Annotated in this window: 15 protein-coding genes; 12 read left to right on the top strand and 3 right to left on the bottom strand. The window is 37.5% G+C overall.

What is annotated here, in order from left to right; all coding sequences use genetic code 11:
- Window positions 1-42 precede the first annotated feature (42 nt).
- The 3 genes from fumC to KYI10_08680 are packed head-to-tail and all read left to right on the top strand — an operon-like array spanning window position 43 to window position 5193.
- A complete protein-coding gene (gene fumC / locus KYI10_08690; GenBank protein QYA32444.1) occupies window positions 43-1428 on the top strand; it encodes a class II fumarate hydratase in 1386 nt (461 codons plus the stop codon).
- A gap of 17 nt (window positions 1429-1445) precedes the next feature.
- Window positions 1446-2981 (top strand): exopolyphosphatase, encoded by a 1536-nt coding sequence (gene ppx, locus KYI10_08685; protein ID QYA33947.1) that lies wholly within the window; start codon window positions 1446-1448, stop codon window positions 2979-2981.
- Between the two features lie 49 nt (window positions 2982-3030).
- On the top strand, window positions 3031-5193 hold the full coding sequence (locus KYI10_08680) for an RNA degradosome polyphosphate kinase (GenBank protein ID QYA32443.2): 2163 nt from the start codon (window positions 3031-3033) through the stop codon (window positions 5191-5193).
- Window positions 5194-5392: 199 nt separating this feature from the next.
- On the opposite strand, the gene KYI10_08675 is transcribed toward KYI10_08680, so the two are convergent.
- Window positions 5393-6007 (bottom strand): nitroreductase family protein, encoded by a 615-nt coding sequence (locus KYI10_08675; protein ID QYA32442.1) that lies wholly within the window; start codon window positions 6005-6007, stop codon window positions 5393-5395.
- A gap of 59 nt (window positions 6008-6066) precedes the next feature.
- Complete coding sequence (locus KYI10_08670; GenBank protein QYA32441.1) at window positions 6067-6888, bottom strand: RluA family pseudouridine synthase; 822 nt, start codon at window positions 6886-6888, stop codon at window positions 6067-6069.
- Window positions 6889-6996: 108 nt separating this feature from the next.
- Between KYI10_08670 and KYI10_08665 the strand changes: the two genes are divergently transcribed.
- From KYI10_08665 to KYI10_08650, 4 genes are read left to right on the top strand one after another with little or no spacing between them, the layout of a single operon-like run.
- The gene (locus KYI10_08665; protein ID QYA32440.1) at window positions 6997-8535 is read left to right on the top strand and encodes a bifunctional GNAT family N-acetyltransferase/carbon-nitrogen hydrolase family protein; all 1539 of its coding nucleotides are present in this window, start codon (window positions 6997-6999) and stop codon (window positions 8533-8535) included.
- Between the two features lie 8 nt (window positions 8536-8543).
- Window positions 8544-9650 (top strand): GAF domain-containing sensor histidine kinase, encoded by a 1107-nt coding sequence (locus KYI10_08660; GenBank protein ID QYA32439.1) that lies wholly within the window; start codon window positions 8544-8546, stop codon window positions 9648-9650.
- The gene (locus KYI10_08655; protein ID QYA32438.1) at window positions 9647-10276 is read left to right on the top strand and encodes a response regulator transcription factor; all 630 of its coding nucleotides are present in this window, start codon (window positions 9647-9649) and stop codon (window positions 10274-10276) included. The genes KYI10_08660 and KYI10_08655 overlap by 4 nt, the downstream gene beginning before the upstream one ends.
- Before the next feature lie 51 nt (window positions 10277-10327).
- Window positions 10328-10756: a hypothetical protein gene (locus tag KYI10_08650; GenBank protein ID QYA32437.1), complete on the top strand. Its 429-nt coding sequence runs from the start codon at window positions 10328-10330 to the stop codon at window positions 10754-10756.
- A gap of 40 nt (window positions 10757-10796) precedes the next feature.
- On the opposite strand, the gene KYI10_08645 is transcribed toward KYI10_08650, so the two are convergent.
- Window positions 10797-11678 (bottom strand): cation diffusion facilitator family transporter, encoded by an 882-nt coding sequence (locus tag KYI10_08645; GenBank protein ID QYA32436.1) that lies wholly within the window; start codon window positions 11676-11678, stop codon window positions 10797-10799.
- Between the two features lie 168 nt (window positions 11679-11846).
- Here KYI10_08645 and KYI10_08640 point away from each other — a divergent pair, with 168 nt between their 5' ends.
- From KYI10_08640 to KYI10_08620, 5 genes are all read left to right on the top strand, one after another.
- Window positions 11847-13142 carry a dicarboxylate/amino acid:cation symporter gene (locus KYI10_08640; GenBank protein ID QYA32435.1) on the top strand — a complete coding sequence of 432 codons (1296 nt, stop codon included), beginning with the start codon at window positions 11847-11849 and terminating at the stop codon, window positions 13140-13142.
- Window positions 13143-13318: 176 nt separating this feature from the next.
- The gene (locus KYI10_08635; protein ID QYA32434.1) at window positions 13319-13783 is read left to right on the top strand and encodes a helix-turn-helix domain-containing protein; all 465 of its coding nucleotides are present in this window, start codon (window positions 13319-13321) and stop codon (window positions 13781-13783) included.
- Between the two features lie 134 nt (window positions 13784-13917).
- The gene (locus KYI10_08630) at window positions 13918-15048 is read left to right on the top strand and encodes a DUF445 family protein (GenBank protein QYA32433.1); all 1131 of its coding nucleotides are present in this window, start codon (window positions 13918-13920) and stop codon (window positions 15046-15048) included.
- Window positions 15049-15102: 54 nt separating this feature from the next.
- Window positions 15103-15459, top strand: a complete 357-nt coding sequence (locus KYI10_08625; GenBank protein ID QYA32432.1) for a YlbF family regulator — start codon at window positions 15103-15105, stop codon at window positions 15457-15459.
- Between the two features lie 90 nt (window positions 15460-15549).
- Window positions 15550-17019 (top strand): coproporphyrinogen III oxidase, encoded by a 1470-nt coding sequence (locus KYI10_08620; GenBank protein ID QYA32431.1) that lies wholly within the window; start codon window positions 15550-15552, stop codon window positions 17017-17019.
- The last annotated feature ends 62 nt before the right edge of the window (window positions 17020-17081 follow it).

Here is a 17081-nt window from a genome sequence, read left to right as displayed (position 1 = left end):
TAATGTAAAATATAAGTATAAAAGAGATAAGGGGAGAATAACATGTCATTTAGAATTGAACACGATACATTTGGAGAAATTGAAGTACCTGCAGATAAGTTCTGGGGTGCCCAGACACAGCGTAGTAAACAGAACTTTCCAGTAGGTAAAGAACAGATGCCAATTGAAGTGGTATATGGCTTTGCACATTTAAAGAAAGCGGCAGCAATTGTAAACAAAGGATTAGGGAAATTATCAGATGCTAAGAGTGACGCTATCGTTAAAGCATGTGATGATGTATTGAGCGGGAAATTAGATGCACACTTCCCATTAGTTGTCTGGCAGACAGGTAGTGGTACACAAAGCAATATGAACGTTAACGAGGTTGTAGCATTTGTTGCGAACAATTATTTAAAGGAAGCTAGAAGCGATGAAACAGTTCATCCGAACGATGATGTTAATAAATCACAAAGCTCTAATGACACGTATCCGACAGCGATGCATGTTGCATTATTCCACGAAATTGAAGCTAAATTATTACCTTCTTTAAATACATTGCGTAACACTTTAAAAGAAAAAGAAGAAAAGTTCGCGTCAATTATCAAGATTGGTCGTACGCATTTACAAGATGCAACACCTTTAACATTAGGACAAGAAGTTTCAGGTTGGCGCTTTATGTTAGATAAATGTGAGGAGCTACTCAATACTTCTAAGAAAGAATTATTAAACCTTGCGATTGGTGGCACTGCAGTTGGTACAGGAATTAATGCTCACCCTGAATTTGGTGACCGTGTTGCAAAACAAATTGGTGAACAAACAGGATATGACTTTATTTCATCTCCAAATAAGTTCCACGCACTAACTGCACATGATGAAGTAACGTTTGTTCACGGCGCATTAAAGGCGTTAGCAGCTGATTTAATGAAGATTGCAAATGACGTACGCTGGCTGTCATCAGGACCTCGTGCTGGTTTAGCTGAAATTTCTATTCCTGAAAACGAGCCAGGTTCTTCAATTATGCCAGGTAAAGTAAACCCGACGCAGTCTGAGATGTTAACGATGGTTGCGGTGCAAGTTATGGGGAACGATGCAGCGGTTGGTATTGCGGCAAGTCAAGGGAACTTCGAACTTAATGTATTTAAACCTGTGATTATGTATAACACGTTACAATCGATCTACTTATTAACGGATGGTATGCAATCATTTAATGATAATTGTGCTGTAGGCATCGAGCCGATTGAAGAGAATATTACGAAATATTTAAACGAATCTTTAATGTTAGTAACAGCATTGAACCCGCATATCGGATATGAGAAAGCAGCATATATTGCGAAGACTGCACATAAAGAAGGCCTAACATTAAAAGCATCTGCACTTAAGAGTGGTTATCTAACAGAAGAACAGTTTAACGAATGGATTAAACCAGAGGAAATGATTCATCCGAAATAAGAAGTGAAGGGCAGGTAATCATGAAGAGAATTGGATTAGTAGATATAGGATCAAATACAATCAGACTTGTAATCTTTGATTATTCAGTTGAAGCAGGATTACAGGAATTACAGAATATCAAGACGCCTGCACGACTGTATCAATATCTTGATGCAGATAAGGTAATGTCGGATAAAGGAATCGCTGTACTTTGTGATACGTTACAAAGCTTTCAGAAAGTTGCTGATAAGTTTAAAGTAGATGCACTTTACCCAGTAGCGACAGCAGCTGTACGTCAATCGTCTAATATTGAGGCAATTAGCGCACGCGTGAAGGAAGAAACTGCAATAGATGTGCGCATTATTACTGAACAGGAAGAAGCATTCTATGGCTACTATGCAGTGATTAATACACTGGACTATGCAGATGGTGTAACTGTAGATATCGGTGGGGGAAGTACAGAAGTAACTTATTTTGAAGATAAGGAACTTAAGTTTTCACATAGTTTTCCATTCGGTGTCGTAACGTTACAGAAACTGTTCTTTGACGGCAAGGAACATAATGATAAAGAAGCGATTAAAGCAGCGGGTGAATATATTAAGAATGAAATAGAAAGCTTAAAGTGGCTCGAAAAACGTAAATGTCCAATTATTGCAATTGGTGGTTCTGCGCGAAATATCGCACGTATTCACCAATCATTAACTGAATATCCGATTGCGGGTGTACATGGTTATGGTATGAAAGAGAAAGATCTTGAACTCGTATTTAAGACGTTAATTCATACCCCTAAAGACGAACTTGAAGACCTGGATGGCTTGAGTCGCGATCGTCAAGATATTATCGTACCATCTTGTGTGTTATTTAATACGCTGTTCGACGAAGTAGATGCGACGGAATTCATCTTTTCCCGTAAAGGATTACGTGAAGGTGTCATTATGAAAGTTCTTGAAAAAGAATACGTACTACCGTTTGATAAAGATAATGTATTTAAAGATTCATTACGTAACTTAGCGAGTGATTACAATATCAAGCACGATGAAGCAATGCAGCGTACCATGATTGCAGAGACGCTATATTACGAAATGGAAAAGCATGACTTGATCAAAGGAAATAAAAAGGACAAGACTTTCTTAAAGCATGCTGCGTACCTTTACTATTTAGGAAGCTATATCGATTCTGATGCAGCGAGCCAGCACACATATTATATTCTTTCAAACTCAAGTTTAAATGGTATCAGTCACAAAAATCGCGTGAAACTCGCTTTACTCTCCAGTTATAAGAATAAATCTTTACTGAAGTTCTATGAAGATGAAACGAAATGGTTTAACAGTGATGAGAAAGATGTCATCCAGATGCTTGGCAGCATTCTGAAGTTTTCACATGCATTAAATATCAGCAATACCAATATCGTCGAATCACTTTATTTTGAGAAGAATGACGATAAATATAATCTAATCATCGAATACAACGGAGATCCAATAGCTGAAGAATATCAGACAGAGAGACAGAAGAAACATATCGAAAAAATAATTAAATCTAAAATTAACCTCATATTTACAAAAGCTTTACATTAATTCGGTACAGTAGAATAGGCAGAATTATGAAAACATGAAAGTGGACGTGATGATGATGAAACAGAATTTAGATTTAGGGAATAAAGCATATTATAATAATCGCGAAGTGAGCTGGGTTGATTTTAACCGTAGAGTCATAGAAGAGGCATTTGATCAGAAGAACCCATTACTTGAACGTATTAAATTTTTAGCAATCGCCAGTTCAAACTTAGATGAATTTTTTATGGTTCGTGTGGGTGGCCTAAAAGATCAGGTAACGATGGGATTCAGTGAACCAGAGAATAAGACGCAGATGACACCGACAGAACAGCTGATTGCGATTGATAAGGCAAATAGAGATAATGTGAAGATGCAGTATGATCAATATCATGCGTTAATTCGTGATCTTGAAGGGTACAATGTGTACTTCAAATCGGTGGATGAATTATCACCAGAAAGTTATAGCATCATTGAAAAGAAGTTCAACTTCGAGATTCTTCCGACATTAACGCCGCTTGGAATTGATGCATACCGACCATTTCCAAAGTTATCTAATAAATCGTTAAACATATTTGTCGATGTAGTGACGGATAGTGGTGAGAAGAAATCAGCGATCGTCCAGATTCCAGCTTTACTTAACCGAATTATTGAATTGACAAATGGTGAAAAAACAGTATATGTTCTATTGGAAGATGTTATCACACATTTTATTCATAAGCTGTTTCACGGCTATCAAGTAACGCGTACATTTGCTTTCCGTATTACGCGTAACGCAGATCTAACAATTCATGAAGATGGAGCAGAGGATCTTCTGATTGAAATAGAGAAATTTCTTAAGAAGCGTAAAAGTGGTGCGGCTGTGCGTCTTGAGATTGATACGCGACAGGATATGTCAATCAATGCGTCATTTTTAAAGGATGAACTTGAAATTGAGGATCGTGATGTATATAAACTTGAAGGGCCACTAGATTTAACGATGTTATTCCAATTATCAGGAATGATAGAGAAACGCTACCCTCAACTTGCCTTTAAGCCATTTGAACCATGTCCGCCGAAGTATCTTGGAAATGGTGAGCTTTATGCTGAAGCTTTAAAGCGTGATATATTCTTTCATCATCCATATGAATCTTTCCAGCCGATTGTGGATTTTATTAAAGAAGCGTCTGAAGACCCGAATACATTGGCGATTAAACAGACGCTATACCGTGTATCAAGCGACTCACCGATTATTGATGCACTGAAAAATGCAGCTGAGGCGGGTAAACAAGTGACGGTGCTTGTTGAGCTGAAGGCACGTTTTGACGAAGAGAATAACGTACACTGGGCACGTATGCTTGAAGAAGCGGGATGTCACGTTATTTACGGTATGACACACCTTAAAACACACAGTAAAATTACGTTAGTCGTTAAGAAAGTAAATGATGAAATGGTATCATATGTTCATTTAGGAACAGGGAACTATAACGATAAAACAGCTAAAATCTATACAGATATGGGTATCATTACGACGAATAAAGAAATTGGAGAAGATGCGATGAACTTCTTCAATTACTTAAGTGGTTACTCTGAGAAACCGACTTATAAGCGATTACATGTTGCACCATTTGAGATTCGTGATGAATTTATTGAACATATCGATCGGGAGATTGAGTGTCAGAAACAGCACGGAAATGGACTGATCATTGCGAAGATGAACTCGTTAACGGATAAGACGGTAATTAAGAAGTTATATGAAGCGAGTAACGCCGGTGTTCAAGTAAAACTGATTATTCGAGGAATATGCTGCTTGAAACCAGGAATTCCTGGTGTAAGTGAGAACATTCGTGTCATCAGCATTGTAGGACGATTCCTTGAGCATTCAAGAATTTATTACTTCTATCATAATGGGGAAGAGAAGATGTACTTATCCTCAGCAGATATGATGACACGCAATATGATTAAACGTGTAGAAATCTTATTCCCAATTATTGATAGCAAGATTGTAGAGGAATTAAAAGATATATTAAATCTGCAGCTAGAAGATAATCAAAAAGCACGTGAGCAAGATTCAAATGGTATATATCATTATGTAAGGAATGATGCACGTGCGATTAATTCACAAGATGAATTGATATATCGAGCAGAGGAATTTAAACGTTCGTTTATCAGACCGAAAGAAGTCATGCATAAACCGATGATGAGTAAACGTGCAAAATTATTAGGGTTTGTGAAGAATAAACTAAAACGTAACTAAAGGTCGTGACAGAAGTGTTCTGCCACAAGCAAAACCAGAACGGTGCAAAGAAAATGTTCTTTGTTTTCTGCATTGTTCGGGTTTTGTCGTAGTGGCAACTTTTGGAACGCCGTCAAAAGGTCGTGACACGAGCGTTTAAGCATGAAAAATAGGCAGGAAACTTATAAGTTTCCTGCCTATTTTTTCGTGTCTTTTCTTTTTAATGAAATTCTGTAATAGTCTGTACGTCTCTTCTGTCTGTTTCACGCGGGGTCTTAATAGACTTTCCAACAGTGATTAGCATTGTTGGAACATAGCGCTCGTCGATATTGAACGATTCAATTAATTGTGTACGGTTGAATCCACCGATGGCACATGAGCCTAGATCGCGTAACGTTGCAAAGTTCATAATCTGCATTGCAGGGAATGTAGAGTTCATTACTGCTGCCTCATAAGCATAATGTTCATTTTGATACACATTGTTCACCTGACTTGCGAGACGTTCTTTAATCTCACTAGTCATGCGTCCTTTTTGGATATCTGGTGCGCAAATTTCATCGATATTCTTATTTGCCTCTTTATCACCTAAAATTACGATAACCGCACTTGCATCAACAATTTGTTGCTGGTTAAAGGCGATAGGAAGTAACTTCTGTTTACCTTCATCTGAGTGAACAACCATAAACTTCCAATGTTGTAGATTCCATGCTGACGGTGCTTTATTTGCAGCGTCGAGTAAGTTTAGTATTTCATCCTGAGAAAGTTTGAACGCTGGATCGTATTGTTTCACTGCGCGGCGTGTCAGTAATTTCTCTTGTATATCTGTGGCTATCATTTTGATCCTCCTAAATATTGATATCTATATCATAGTGAATCACTATACATTATGCAAAACTATTGCTCTAATGTTGCTGCAACAGTCTCTCCGGTAAATGGATGTACAAACTCTAGTTTATAGCTTTCTAGCGCGAGTTGACGTAGGTGTGAATCACTGTATAGTGGGTCTCCGATAACGGGATGTCCGATTTCAGCAAGATGTACTCTAATCTGGTGTGTACGTCCTGTTTCAAGCTGCAGTTCGACATCTGCAGTACCGTCGCCATTCGCTTTAGAGCTTACGATATGTGTAACTGCTCGGTCGCCTGTTTGCGAAACACGGCGTTTATTTGGATGGAACTTGTCTTTACCGATTGGCATATCGATCGTCTGATTCTTCAATGGTAGGTGACTCTTAACTTTCGCACGATATGTACGCTTGATTAATCGTTCTTCTAGCATACGGTCTAGTATCTTTTTGATAAATGGATTTTTAGCGACAAGTAATAAGCCGACAGTTTCCTGGTCGAGACGATGTATCGGTTCCACATATTCTGAATCGAGTGTATAAATTGCATGGTTTAACAACGTATTTGACTCACTCATATCATTTGGATGTGTCTTAACACCCTTTGGTTTAACGAGTATCGCTAAATAATCATCTTCATATTTCACTTCGCACATGCGATAGCTTGATTTATAATTGCTCTTTTCTTCTGCAACAGGTAAGTAGAGTTCATCTCCAGTACTTAACGTATCGCGAAATGTAGCAGCTGCACCATTTATCGTAATTGCTTTAGACATACGTAGCTCATGTGTCGGCTTCTTTGGTATTTGTAAATGTTTAAGCAATGCCTCAATCGTCATATTATTCCATTCTTCTATTACACGTAATTTCATATATTTTCTCCTATTCACTTTTATCGTCTATAATAATAGGGTATAAATTATAGACTAATAAAATGATTTGTCTATTTATTATTATAGAGCAAATAGAGGAGAATATACATGACAGAAGAAATAAATTTAGATAAGTTTAATAAATCAATCGAGGCGCGACAGATGACCAAAGATGATATCGACGAGATTATCGCCTTACAAAACATATGCTTCCCGGGGATGGAACCGTGGAAGAAAGAACATCTTGAGTCCCATATTAATTTATTTCCACGCGGACAGATGGTTATTGAGTATGATGGTAAAATTATCGGAAGTTGTTCAAGTTTAATCATTAATTTCGATGAGTATGATGACCGTCATACGTGGGATAGTATTACAGATAATGGTTATATTACGAACCACAATGACCACGGGCATAACTTATATGGTATAGAAGTGATGGTTCATCCTGATTATCGTGGGATGAGAGTAGGTCAACGTCTTTATGAGGCACGTCGAGAAATCGCTTATGAATTGAATTTAAAATCAATCATTATTGGTGGACGCATTCCAAATTATCATAAATATCAGGATGAACTCACACCAAGAGAATATGTTAACGATGTGATGAAGCATAAGATTAAAGACCCAGTATTGACATTCCAGTATATGAATGGATTTACTTTAATGCGTATCAACCCAAATTATCTAAAGGATGATGTGAATTCAAGTAAGTATGCAACATTAATGGAATGGAACAACCCGGATTACGTTGCTAAATCAAACATTCACTTTAAGACAAGTGACCCTGTCCGTATTTGTACGGTTAACTATATGATGCGTAAAATTGATTCGTTTGAAGAGTTTGCAAACCAGATTGAATACTTTGTTGATGTGGCATATGATGCTGAAAGTGACTTCGTTGTATTCCCTGAATTACTTACGACACAACTGATGAGTTTTGATGAGAAACGTAATCCAGCAGAATCCATTCGTCAACTTACGAAATATACTGAACAGTATATTGAGATGTTTAATGAATTTGCCGTACGTTACAATATTAATATTATTGGTGGTAGTCACTTCGTTGAAGAAGAGGATGAAATCTACAACATTTCATACTTATTCCGTCGTGACGGTTCAATCGAGAAACAGTACAAGATTCACGTTACACCAAATGAACGTAGATGGTGGGGGATTTCTCCAGGCAATGACGTAGAAGTATTTGATACAGATTGTGGTAAGATTGCGATTCAGATTTGTTATGATTCTGAGTTTCCTGAGATGGCGCGTATTGCTACAGAGAAAGGTGCTAAGATTATCTTCACTCCATTCTCAACTGAAGACAGACAAAGTTATTTACGCGTGAAGTATTGTTCGATGGCACGCGCGATTGAAAATCAGATCTACACAGTAACAAGTGGAACGTGCGGGAATTTACCACAAACTGAAAACATGGATATCCAGTATTCAGGTTCGGGTATTTATTCACCAAGTGACTTTGGCTTTGCAAGAGATGGTATTGTAGGTGAAACAGGTGAGAACGTAGAAATGGTTGTTATTGGTGATATTGACCTTGAAGTATTACGCCGTGGACGAGAGAATGGAACAGTAAGACAATTACGCGATAGACGACATGATTTATACAACGTTGAATATAAAAAATAGGTGATATGATGCAGAACAGTACAGCTTTACTGAAAGAAATCGCAGAATTTTTAAATGAAGAGACAGATATATATTCAATGATGAATGGTGCCTTGAACAGACTTGTTCAAGGGACCAATTTTTCTACTGGATGGATATTTTTCATCGATGATGATGGCAAACATACACTCGTATCTGATTATAAGCTCCCACAAGCACTGAAGATGGAGTCATGTCGCTATATGACAGAAGGCCCATGCTGGTGCGTATCACGTTATCATCAGAAGAAATTAACGAAAGCTTCGAACATCATCACTTGTTCTCGAATTGTAAAAGCAAATAAAAAATATAGTGATATGACAGATGATATTACACACCACGCGACCGTTCCTTTACAATCTGGAGAAGAACGTTTCGGATTGCTTAACGTTGCCACGCCTTTTACAAAAGTATATTCAGATGAAGACTTAGCATTGCTTGAATCCGTGGCTTTTCAAATCGGTAGCGCGATTAAGCGTATCTATCTTACAGCAAGAGAACGAGAGAATGCACTACAGGAAGAAAGAACTCGACTTGCACGAGACTTGCATGACTCAGTGAATCAAATGCTCTTTTCACTGAAACTTACAGCACATGCAGCTGAAAGTATGACTGATGATGAACGTGCAAAGACAGCATTTCAGATTATCGAGAAGACAAGCCAGGATGCAGTAAGTGAGATGCGCGCATTAATCTGGCAGTTGAAACCTTTAGGGCTTGAGCATGGATTTGTTGAAGCAGTGCAGAACTATGGCAACATACTCGGCCTCGATGTAACGATTGAAGTGGAAGGGTTCATCAATTTAGAGAATAAAATTGAAAACAGTGCATTTCGAATCGTTCAAGAAGCGCTGAATAACGTGAAGAAGCACGCAGAAACAGAAGAAGTAATGATATCAATGAAGCAGGATGATAAGCATTTTGTTCTGAGGATTAAAGATAACGGTAAAGGTTATAACAATGCACTGACGACAACGCTTCCGACACATGGGGTGAGGAATATGCAGCAACGTGCACAGGAGATTGGTGGTATACTTGAAATAAACAGTACATTAATGCATGGAACGACGGTACAATTCACCTACCCGAAAGGATGAAAGTCATGGATATTATACTCGTGGATGACCACCATATCGTAAGACAAGGGATGAAATTTCTACTATCAACTGAAGAAAGCTTTAATGTAATTGCTGATTTCAATAACGGCAGAGAGCTGCTTGAACATCTAGATGAAATGCAATTACCCAATCTCATAATTATGGACCTTGTGATGCCTGAGCTTAACGGCATTGAAGCGACGCGCCAAGTGAAAGCGAAATTCCCTGATGTGAAGGTGCTCGTACTATCCAGCTTTATCGATGAAGAACATGTCCTTGGCGTGATGGATGCAGGTGCAGACGGTTATGAAATGAAAGATAGTGAACCGAAAGCGCTGATCAATACGATAAAACAGATAGCAGCAGGTGAGCAGATATTTCATCCGGATGTTATGGAAGTCAGAAAAAGTGGCATGAATCTCGCACATTTAAGAAACCCATTATCAAAGAGAGAACTTGAAGTGTTAAAGGCGATGAGCGAAGGCTTAACCAACAAAGAAATCGCTGAACAACTCTTTGTCTCAGAAAAAACGGTGAAAACTCATGTTAGCCATATATTTGCGAAGCTAGAAGTCGGGGACCGTACACAAGCATCGATGTACGGCGTGAAATATAAGCTGATTTAATGCAGCATACACCTCATGTTTTTGTTATAATATGGTAAATGAGGTGAGACGATGATTGAAAAATGGTGGAATAATAGTTGGATAATCGCATTTGCGACAATTGCGATTACTGAACTGTTTAAATATATTTTTGGAGAGCATAAAGGTATCGTTTATTTTATGACACTCCTGATTGTATTTACAGTTATTAGAGTATGTATATCGATGTACAATCTTAAGCACGATATTGAAAGAATGGATTTAAGGCAGAGTCAATTTTATCGTGGCTATTATTTTGATAAATATTACGTAGTCTCCAGACCTTTTTTTATGCTGCTTATATTTTTATTATTTTATTATTGTCTGATGTATGTAATTTTTCCGTATAAATTTATAGGAATTGGGGTAACAGTGCTGATTGTCTGGATCCTGATTAAATTTGATAATCGATTTAATGAACAATCCGATATCGCTAAAATGATTGTAAAAGATGAAGAATGAAGAGAAAGTGGCACACCCTAACATGAGGGTGTGCCACTTTTTATTTAACTATTCCGGGTTCAAGGTGAACGATTGTTTCAACAGCGCCATATTCTTCTTTAATCGCATATTCAATGTGTTCTGTTATATCGTGGCTCTCAGCAACAGTGAAACTAGGGTTCACAGTAACGGTCACATCTACAAATGTCATAACTCCGTGATTTCTTCCTTTGATATCAACACAGCTTTCTACATTTTCTACCGACGACACGATACGTTTCATATGATCCAGTGTATCTGCATCGAATCCATCCGTTAATGTAATTGCTGTTTCAAAGAATATCTCAATAGCGGTCTTCATTATGAGTAAGCCGACGACAATCGCAGCAACGGTATCTAGAAATGTCAATCCGAAGAATACACCGATGATCCCTATAAATGCGCCAAGCGATACGAGCGCATCTGATAAATTATCTGCTGCTGCTGCTTTGAGTGCACTGGAATCCAGTTTCTTCGCAAGATTGCGATTATAAATGTATACGGCGAGCATCGCAAATGCTGATAGTATTGCTACAACTGCAGTCTCAATAGAAGGACTTGAATATTCCTGACGGATATAATTTTTAATTCCTTGCAATATAACTTGAACACTCACAGCAAACATAATAAATGATGCAATCAATGAACCGATATATTCTGAACGGTAATGGCCGTAGTTGTGGTTTTTGTCGGCAGGTTTCATGCTGATCGCAAGCCCAATAAGCAGTGCTACTGAGCTTACAATATCGGTGGCGTTATTAAGACCGTCTGCGACAAGTGCCTGAGATCCGTGAATGTAACCGAATAATAATTTGAAAGTTGTGAGCAGTACATACATGATGATACTCACCTTAGCTCCTTTTTGAGCTTGCTGTAACTGGTCTTTAACCTGCATCTTGTTCATCCTTTAAATAATTATTATCTCCATTATTAATCAAATGTCGATGAATGTATAGCAGTAGAAACGTATTTCTACTTTTTAGAAAATTAGGGGAACCTTATTTACTTATAGTGAATCTTTATTTATAATTATAGATATATTTATTAGAAAATTCAGTTAAAGAGGTGGGTTATGAAAATTAAAGGAAATATGACGCTTAAAATCATCATTGCATTGGTGGTCGGTATTATTGTAGGTTCTATCTTTAATTTATATCAGGATGCATCATGGGTGAAATGGTTTAATCAATACGTATTTAATGTTATCGGACAAATCTTCCTGAATCTAATCTTTATGCTTGTAGTACCAGTTGTATTTGTATCAATTGTACTTGGTGTCGTAGGCGTGGGGGATCCGAAGCATCTTGGGTCGATTGGTCTAAAGACACTTGGATTCTTTATAGTAACGACGGCACTCGCAATTACACTTGCGATGTGTTTAGCCCTTGTGTTTAAACCTGGTGCAGGCAAGGCAGATTTAATGAATAGTGACGACGTGAAGAAATATGCTTTAGAACAAAAACAAAAAGAAGAAGCAGCAAAAGCGGAAGGAACCTCTGTGAATCAGACTTTCGATCAGACTTTGATTAACTTGATTCCAAAAAATCCAGTACTTGCGATGAGTGAAACAAACATGCTGCAAGTAATTACTTTCGCCATTTTTATCGGTATCGGCATGATTGCACTGAGGGAGAAAGTAAGCGGAGTAAAGCTGCTCTTTGAACAGACGAACGATATATTGATGTTTATCGTTACAGCAATCATGCAATACTTTGCGCCAATTGGTACATTTGGTTTAGTTGCAACAGCATTTACTAATGCCGGGTTTGGTGCGATTAAACAGCTTGGAATGTATTTCTTTGTCGTATTACTAGCGCTTTTCCTACATATGATTTTAGTATATGGTGGGGCTATTAAGTTTTTAGCGAAACGTAGTCCGATATGGTTCTTTAAAGGTTTCGCACCTGCAATGACTGTAGGATTTAGCTCTTCGAGTTCCAATGCAACATTGCCAATCTCGTTAGAATGCGCTCAAGATAATTTAGGTGTACGTAAAGAAATCTCATCTTTCGTTCAACCACTTGGCGCCACGATTAATATGGACGGTACAGCCATTATGCAAGGGGTTGCAACCATCTTTATCGCTCAAATATCTGGTGTAGATTTAACTATTATGCAGATGGTCATGGTTGTCGCAATCGCTGTAATTGCCTCTATCGGTACAGCCGGTGTACCGGGTGTGGGACTTGTAATGCTTGCGATGGTCCTGACTTCAGTCGGGCTTAATCCAGCAGCAATCGGTATTATTCTAGGTATCGACCGATTACTTGATATGACACGTACCGCTATAAATATCTCTGGAGATGCTGCTTGTGCGGTCGTGATTAATGAGAGAGAAAAGCAAAAACTTGCTAAAAATGTTGCATAAATTTGTCTAAGAAATAAAATTTATAAGAAAAGAGGAAAATCATGAGGTTTTCCTCTTTTAATTTTTTGTAAATTATATTAAGATGGTAAAGTCCCTTAAATGAATAGTGTATTATTTCTATTTTATTAAATGAACAATCTAAAAATAATAATATATACAAGAAAGGTCGTAGAAGCATGGATAAGCAACAATTCACAGATTTATTACAAACAAAGTTTAAAATGGTTCGTATAGAAGCAGGATATACTCAAGATACAATGGCACAAACTATCGGACTATCTAAGAAAACATTAGTTCAGATTGAAAAAGAGCGTGTACTTCCAAACTGGACAACTTGCGTGTCACTATGTGCATTATTCAGAGATTCTGAAGTGCTGCAGAATACTTTAGGTGGAGATCCTTTAGAAGTCATTCAAGTAATCTCAAGAGGTGCGTGTGCATACCCTGACCAAGATAATAAAAATGAATTATGGTGGTCAACGATTGAAGCAGATCGTGATATCATTCTTCAGCAGAATAAAATTTCGAACCTTTATCGTGTATTAGATGGTTCTATGCAACCGTTATATGGTTCTAATAAAGCGCGTGAAGCAGAGATGTTCTATAATAAGAAGAGAAATGAACAGCTGATCACTGTATAATTAATTTATAGGCGAGACAAGGTGGCTTAATGACCCTTGTCTCGCTATTTTATTAGAACGATGTCTCTCGGTTTGTTTTTGGAACAGAGTGGTATAAACTATTGTAATGAAACATTATAGAAAAAGGTGATGAATTGTACGCATTAGGAATAATATTATTTATGGGCTTTATTGGCTCGTTGATTGGTGGATTTACGAATTTTATTGCGATTAAGATGTTGTTCAGACCGTTTGAACCGAAATTTCTGTTTGGGAAACAGCTCCCGTTTACACCAGGATTGATACCGAAACGACGTAATGAACTCTCGCTGAAGATTGGAGAGATGGTCACACATCATCTACTCACACCTGAAGTGTTTAAAGAGAAATTAATGACAAGGCAGACTGAAGCGCTGTTAAAAAGTATGCTGAATAAACAAGTTCAGGCTTTAAAAGAAGGACAGTACAGCATCGATGACTTTGCGCAGCGCTTTAATATTGATATTACAAATGTTGCTGAGAAAAAAGTTCACGATAAGGTGAATGAACTGCTTGAAGAGAAGATTCAGACATATCAGTCCCAATCAATCGATGCATTACTGCCACAAGATTTAAAGGATAAGATAGACAGTAAGGTTGAAGCAGCACCTACAATGATCATTGAAAAGCTTAGAGCTTACGTTAATAGCGAATCAGGTTACAACGATATTATGCAGATGATCGACCGCTTTTTTATGGAGAAAGGAAGATTTGTCAGCATGATTCAAATGTTTATGACACAGGAGATGATTGCAGACCGTGTTATAAAAGAAGCGAATGCTTTAAGTGAAGAGCCTAAAATCAAATCAATCATTGAAACTGAGCTTAAAAAAGAGTACGCACGTATAATGGCGATGACACCAGAAACTTTAGTTGCTGCACATGATATCGCTCATTTCAAAGGGGAGTTAAATACAAATATTGTGCGTGCAATGCATATAGATTATTATATGAAGACACCACTTTATACGCTTGTACCGAAGTTGTTTCATTACATTGAAACTGAAGGTGGAGATCGTTTAATCCATTATATAATGACGAAGACAGCTGACAATGTTGCAGTCATCTTAGAGAAGATTCGTATTGCTGAAATTATTAAGGACCAGATTGATAATTTTGAACTTTCATTCCTTGAACAGCTCGTTATTGAAATCTCGAATAAAGAATTGAAGTTAATCACAATGCTTGGCTTTATCTTAGGCGGTATCATCGGTATCTTGCAAGGGATAATCGCGATTTTTGTATAATGCCTGTATTCGTGGTATATTGATTAGGAACATTAAACATAAAGGAGAATGAATATGTCTGTTAATATTTATGATGAAGCGAATAAATTAGAAAGTTCATTACGTCAGAGTGATGAATATAATGCGATTAAGAATCATTATGAAGCAGTTAACAATAACCCTGAATCAAAGAAAATCTTCGATGAATTCAGAGAAATTCAATTAACACTTCAAGAAAAACAAATGTCAGGTCAAGAAATTACTGAAGAAGATTTAAATAAAGCACAAGCTTCAGCTGAATTAATCGAAAAAGATGAAAATATCTCAAAATTAATGGAAGCTGAACAACGTATGAGCTTTATTATTCAAGAATTAAACCGTATCATCATGAAACCTTTAGAAGAATTATATGGTGTTAAAGCTGAAGATTAATTCTTTATAGGGATAACAATATTTAATATATCCGAACAGTGCAGATATTTCGCACTGTTCGGTTTTTGCATAATGTAAGAGAGGTAGATTATGAAATTTTATTTAGAACACGATCAGTTTGAACAGCTGCAGCTCTATATTCGCAATATACTAAATCTCTATTTCGAGGATGCGTATTTATTCGAAGGTCAAGGGGATAACTGCATTACGATAAATATCAATCAGGAGCGCTGCACCATCGTGACAACAACGTTGACGATAGATGGCAATACTTATACACAGCGTGCCGAACGCAAACAGACAGACAAACGTGCAATGAAGCAGGCACTCGGTGAGACGTTGATTGAGATATTAACGGCACATACCGGTATAACACAGAGCTGGGGTACATTGACAGGAATCAGACCACTTAAGCTATATCATAAATATTTAAAACAAGGGCACTCAGACAATGCTATTAAACAAAGATTAAAGCGTGACTATTTGATTGCAGATGATAAGCTTGAACTGATGGAACGTATTACGAAGACGCAGCTCAATGCGATTCCAGACTTACATCAGCTAGAGCAGGAAGTCAGCATCTATATCGGCATTCCATTCTGTCCGACGAAGTGTGCATATTGTACGTTTCCGGCGTATGCAATTCAAGTCCATAAAAATGACGTGCCAGAGTTCCTCGTTGGATTATTATATGAAATTGAACATATCGGCGAGTGGCTTAAAGCACGTAATATTAAAGTGACGTCTATCTATTTCGGTGGAGGTACCCCCACTTCTATCAGTGCACAGGATTTAAAGTTGTTGCTTGAAGCAGTGTATATAAACTTTGACATGACACATGTGCGTGAGCTTACTGTTGAAGCAGGGCGTCCGGATACAATTGATGCAGCGACATTAGAAGTACTTAATACATTCGGTATCGATCGCATCAGTATAAATCCACAAAGCTTTACCGATGAAACTTTAAAGGCAATCGGCCGCCATCATAGCGTGCAGGAAACAATCGATAAATTCAAGTTATCTCGCGAATACCATATGAATAACATCAATATGGATCTGATTATCGGCTTACCGAATGAAACGCGTGAAGAAGTAATCCATTCGCTGAATGAAACGAAGAAGCTGAACCCTGAATCGCTTACAGTGCATACGTTAAGTTTTAAGACAGCGAGCGAGATGACACGTAATAAATCAAAGTATCCGGTTGCAGCACGAGATGAAATTATCTATATGATGAACTTGACAAAAACTTTCGCCGAACAGCATGACTATATTCCTTATTATTTATACCGTCAGAAGAATATTCTCGGTAATCTTGAGAACATCGGATATTCTAAAGCGGGAGAAGCGTCACTGTATAACATCTTGATTATGGAAGAAGTACAGACAATCATAGGATTAGGGTGCGGGGCATCTAGCAAGCTGATTCATCCTGAGACTGGTAAGATTGAAAACTATTTAAACCCTAAAGATCCAAAGAGCTATAATAAGACATATAAAGATTATACACATCAGAAAATTGATAAACTGAACCTTCTTTATGATCAAAAAGACAAATAAACAATATTTGAAACTCATCCGTAAGATATGGCGATAATGCATAATCTTACGGATGAGTTTTT

The sequence above is a fragment of the Macrococcus sp. 19Msa1099 genome (genome assembly GCA_019357535.2).
Lineage (GTDB): Bacteria > Bacillota > Bacilli > Staphylococcales > Staphylococcaceae > Macrococcoides > Macrococcoides psychrotolerans.
This window is presented reverse-complemented; position numbering and strand designations above follow the sequence as displayed.

Excerpts from the sequence above, each read along its gene's own strand:
- KYI10_08660 (QYA32439.1), top strand. The coding sequence starts at position 8,544 with ATGCAGAACAGTACAGCTTTACTGAAAGAAATCGCAGAATTTTTAAAT.
- KYI10_08635 (QYA32434.1), top strand. The coding sequence starts at position 13,319 with ATGGATAAGCAACAATTCACAGATTTATTACAAACAAAGTTTAAAATG.
- KYI10_08655 (QYA32438.1), top strand. The coding sequence starts at position 9,647 with ATGAAAGTCATGGATATTATACTCGTGGATGACCACCATATCGTAAGA.
- fumC (QYA32444.1), top strand. The coding sequence starts at position 43 with ATGTCATTTAGAATTGAACACGATACATTTGGAGAAATTGAAGTACCT.
- KYI10_08650 (QYA32437.1), top strand. The coding sequence starts at position 10,328 with ATGATTGAAAAATGGTGGAATAATAGTTGGATAATCGCATTTGCGACA.
- KYI10_08675 (QYA32442.1), bottom strand. The coding sequence starts at position 6,007 with ATGATAGCCACAGATATACAAGAGAAATTACTGACACGCCGCGCAGTG.
- KYI10_08625 (QYA32432.1), top strand. The coding sequence starts at position 15,103 with ATGTCTGTTAATATTTATGATGAAGCGAATAAATTAGAAAGTTCATTA.
- KYI10_08620 (QYA32431.1), top strand. The coding sequence starts at position 15,550 with ATGAAATTTTATTTAGAACACGATCAGTTTGAACAGCTGCAGCTCTAT.
- KYI10_08665 (QYA32440.1), top strand. The coding sequence starts at position 6,997 with ATGACAGAAGAAATAAATTTAGATAAGTTTAATAAATCAATCGAGGCG.
- KYI10_08680 (QYA32443.2), top strand. The coding sequence starts at position 3,031 with ATGATGATGAAACAGAATTTAGATTTAGGGAATAAAGCATATTATAAT.
- KYI10_08645 (QYA32436.1), bottom strand. The coding sequence starts at position 11,678 with ATGAACAAGATGCAGGTTAAAGACCAGTTACAGCAAGCTCAAAAAGGA.
- KYI10_08670 (QYA32441.1), bottom strand. The coding sequence starts at position 6,888 with ATGAAATTACGTGTAATAGAAGAATGGAATAATATGACGATTGAGGCA.
- KYI10_08640 (QYA32435.1), top strand. The coding sequence starts at position 11,847 with ATGAAAATTAAAGGAAATATGACGCTTAAAATCATCATTGCATTGGTG.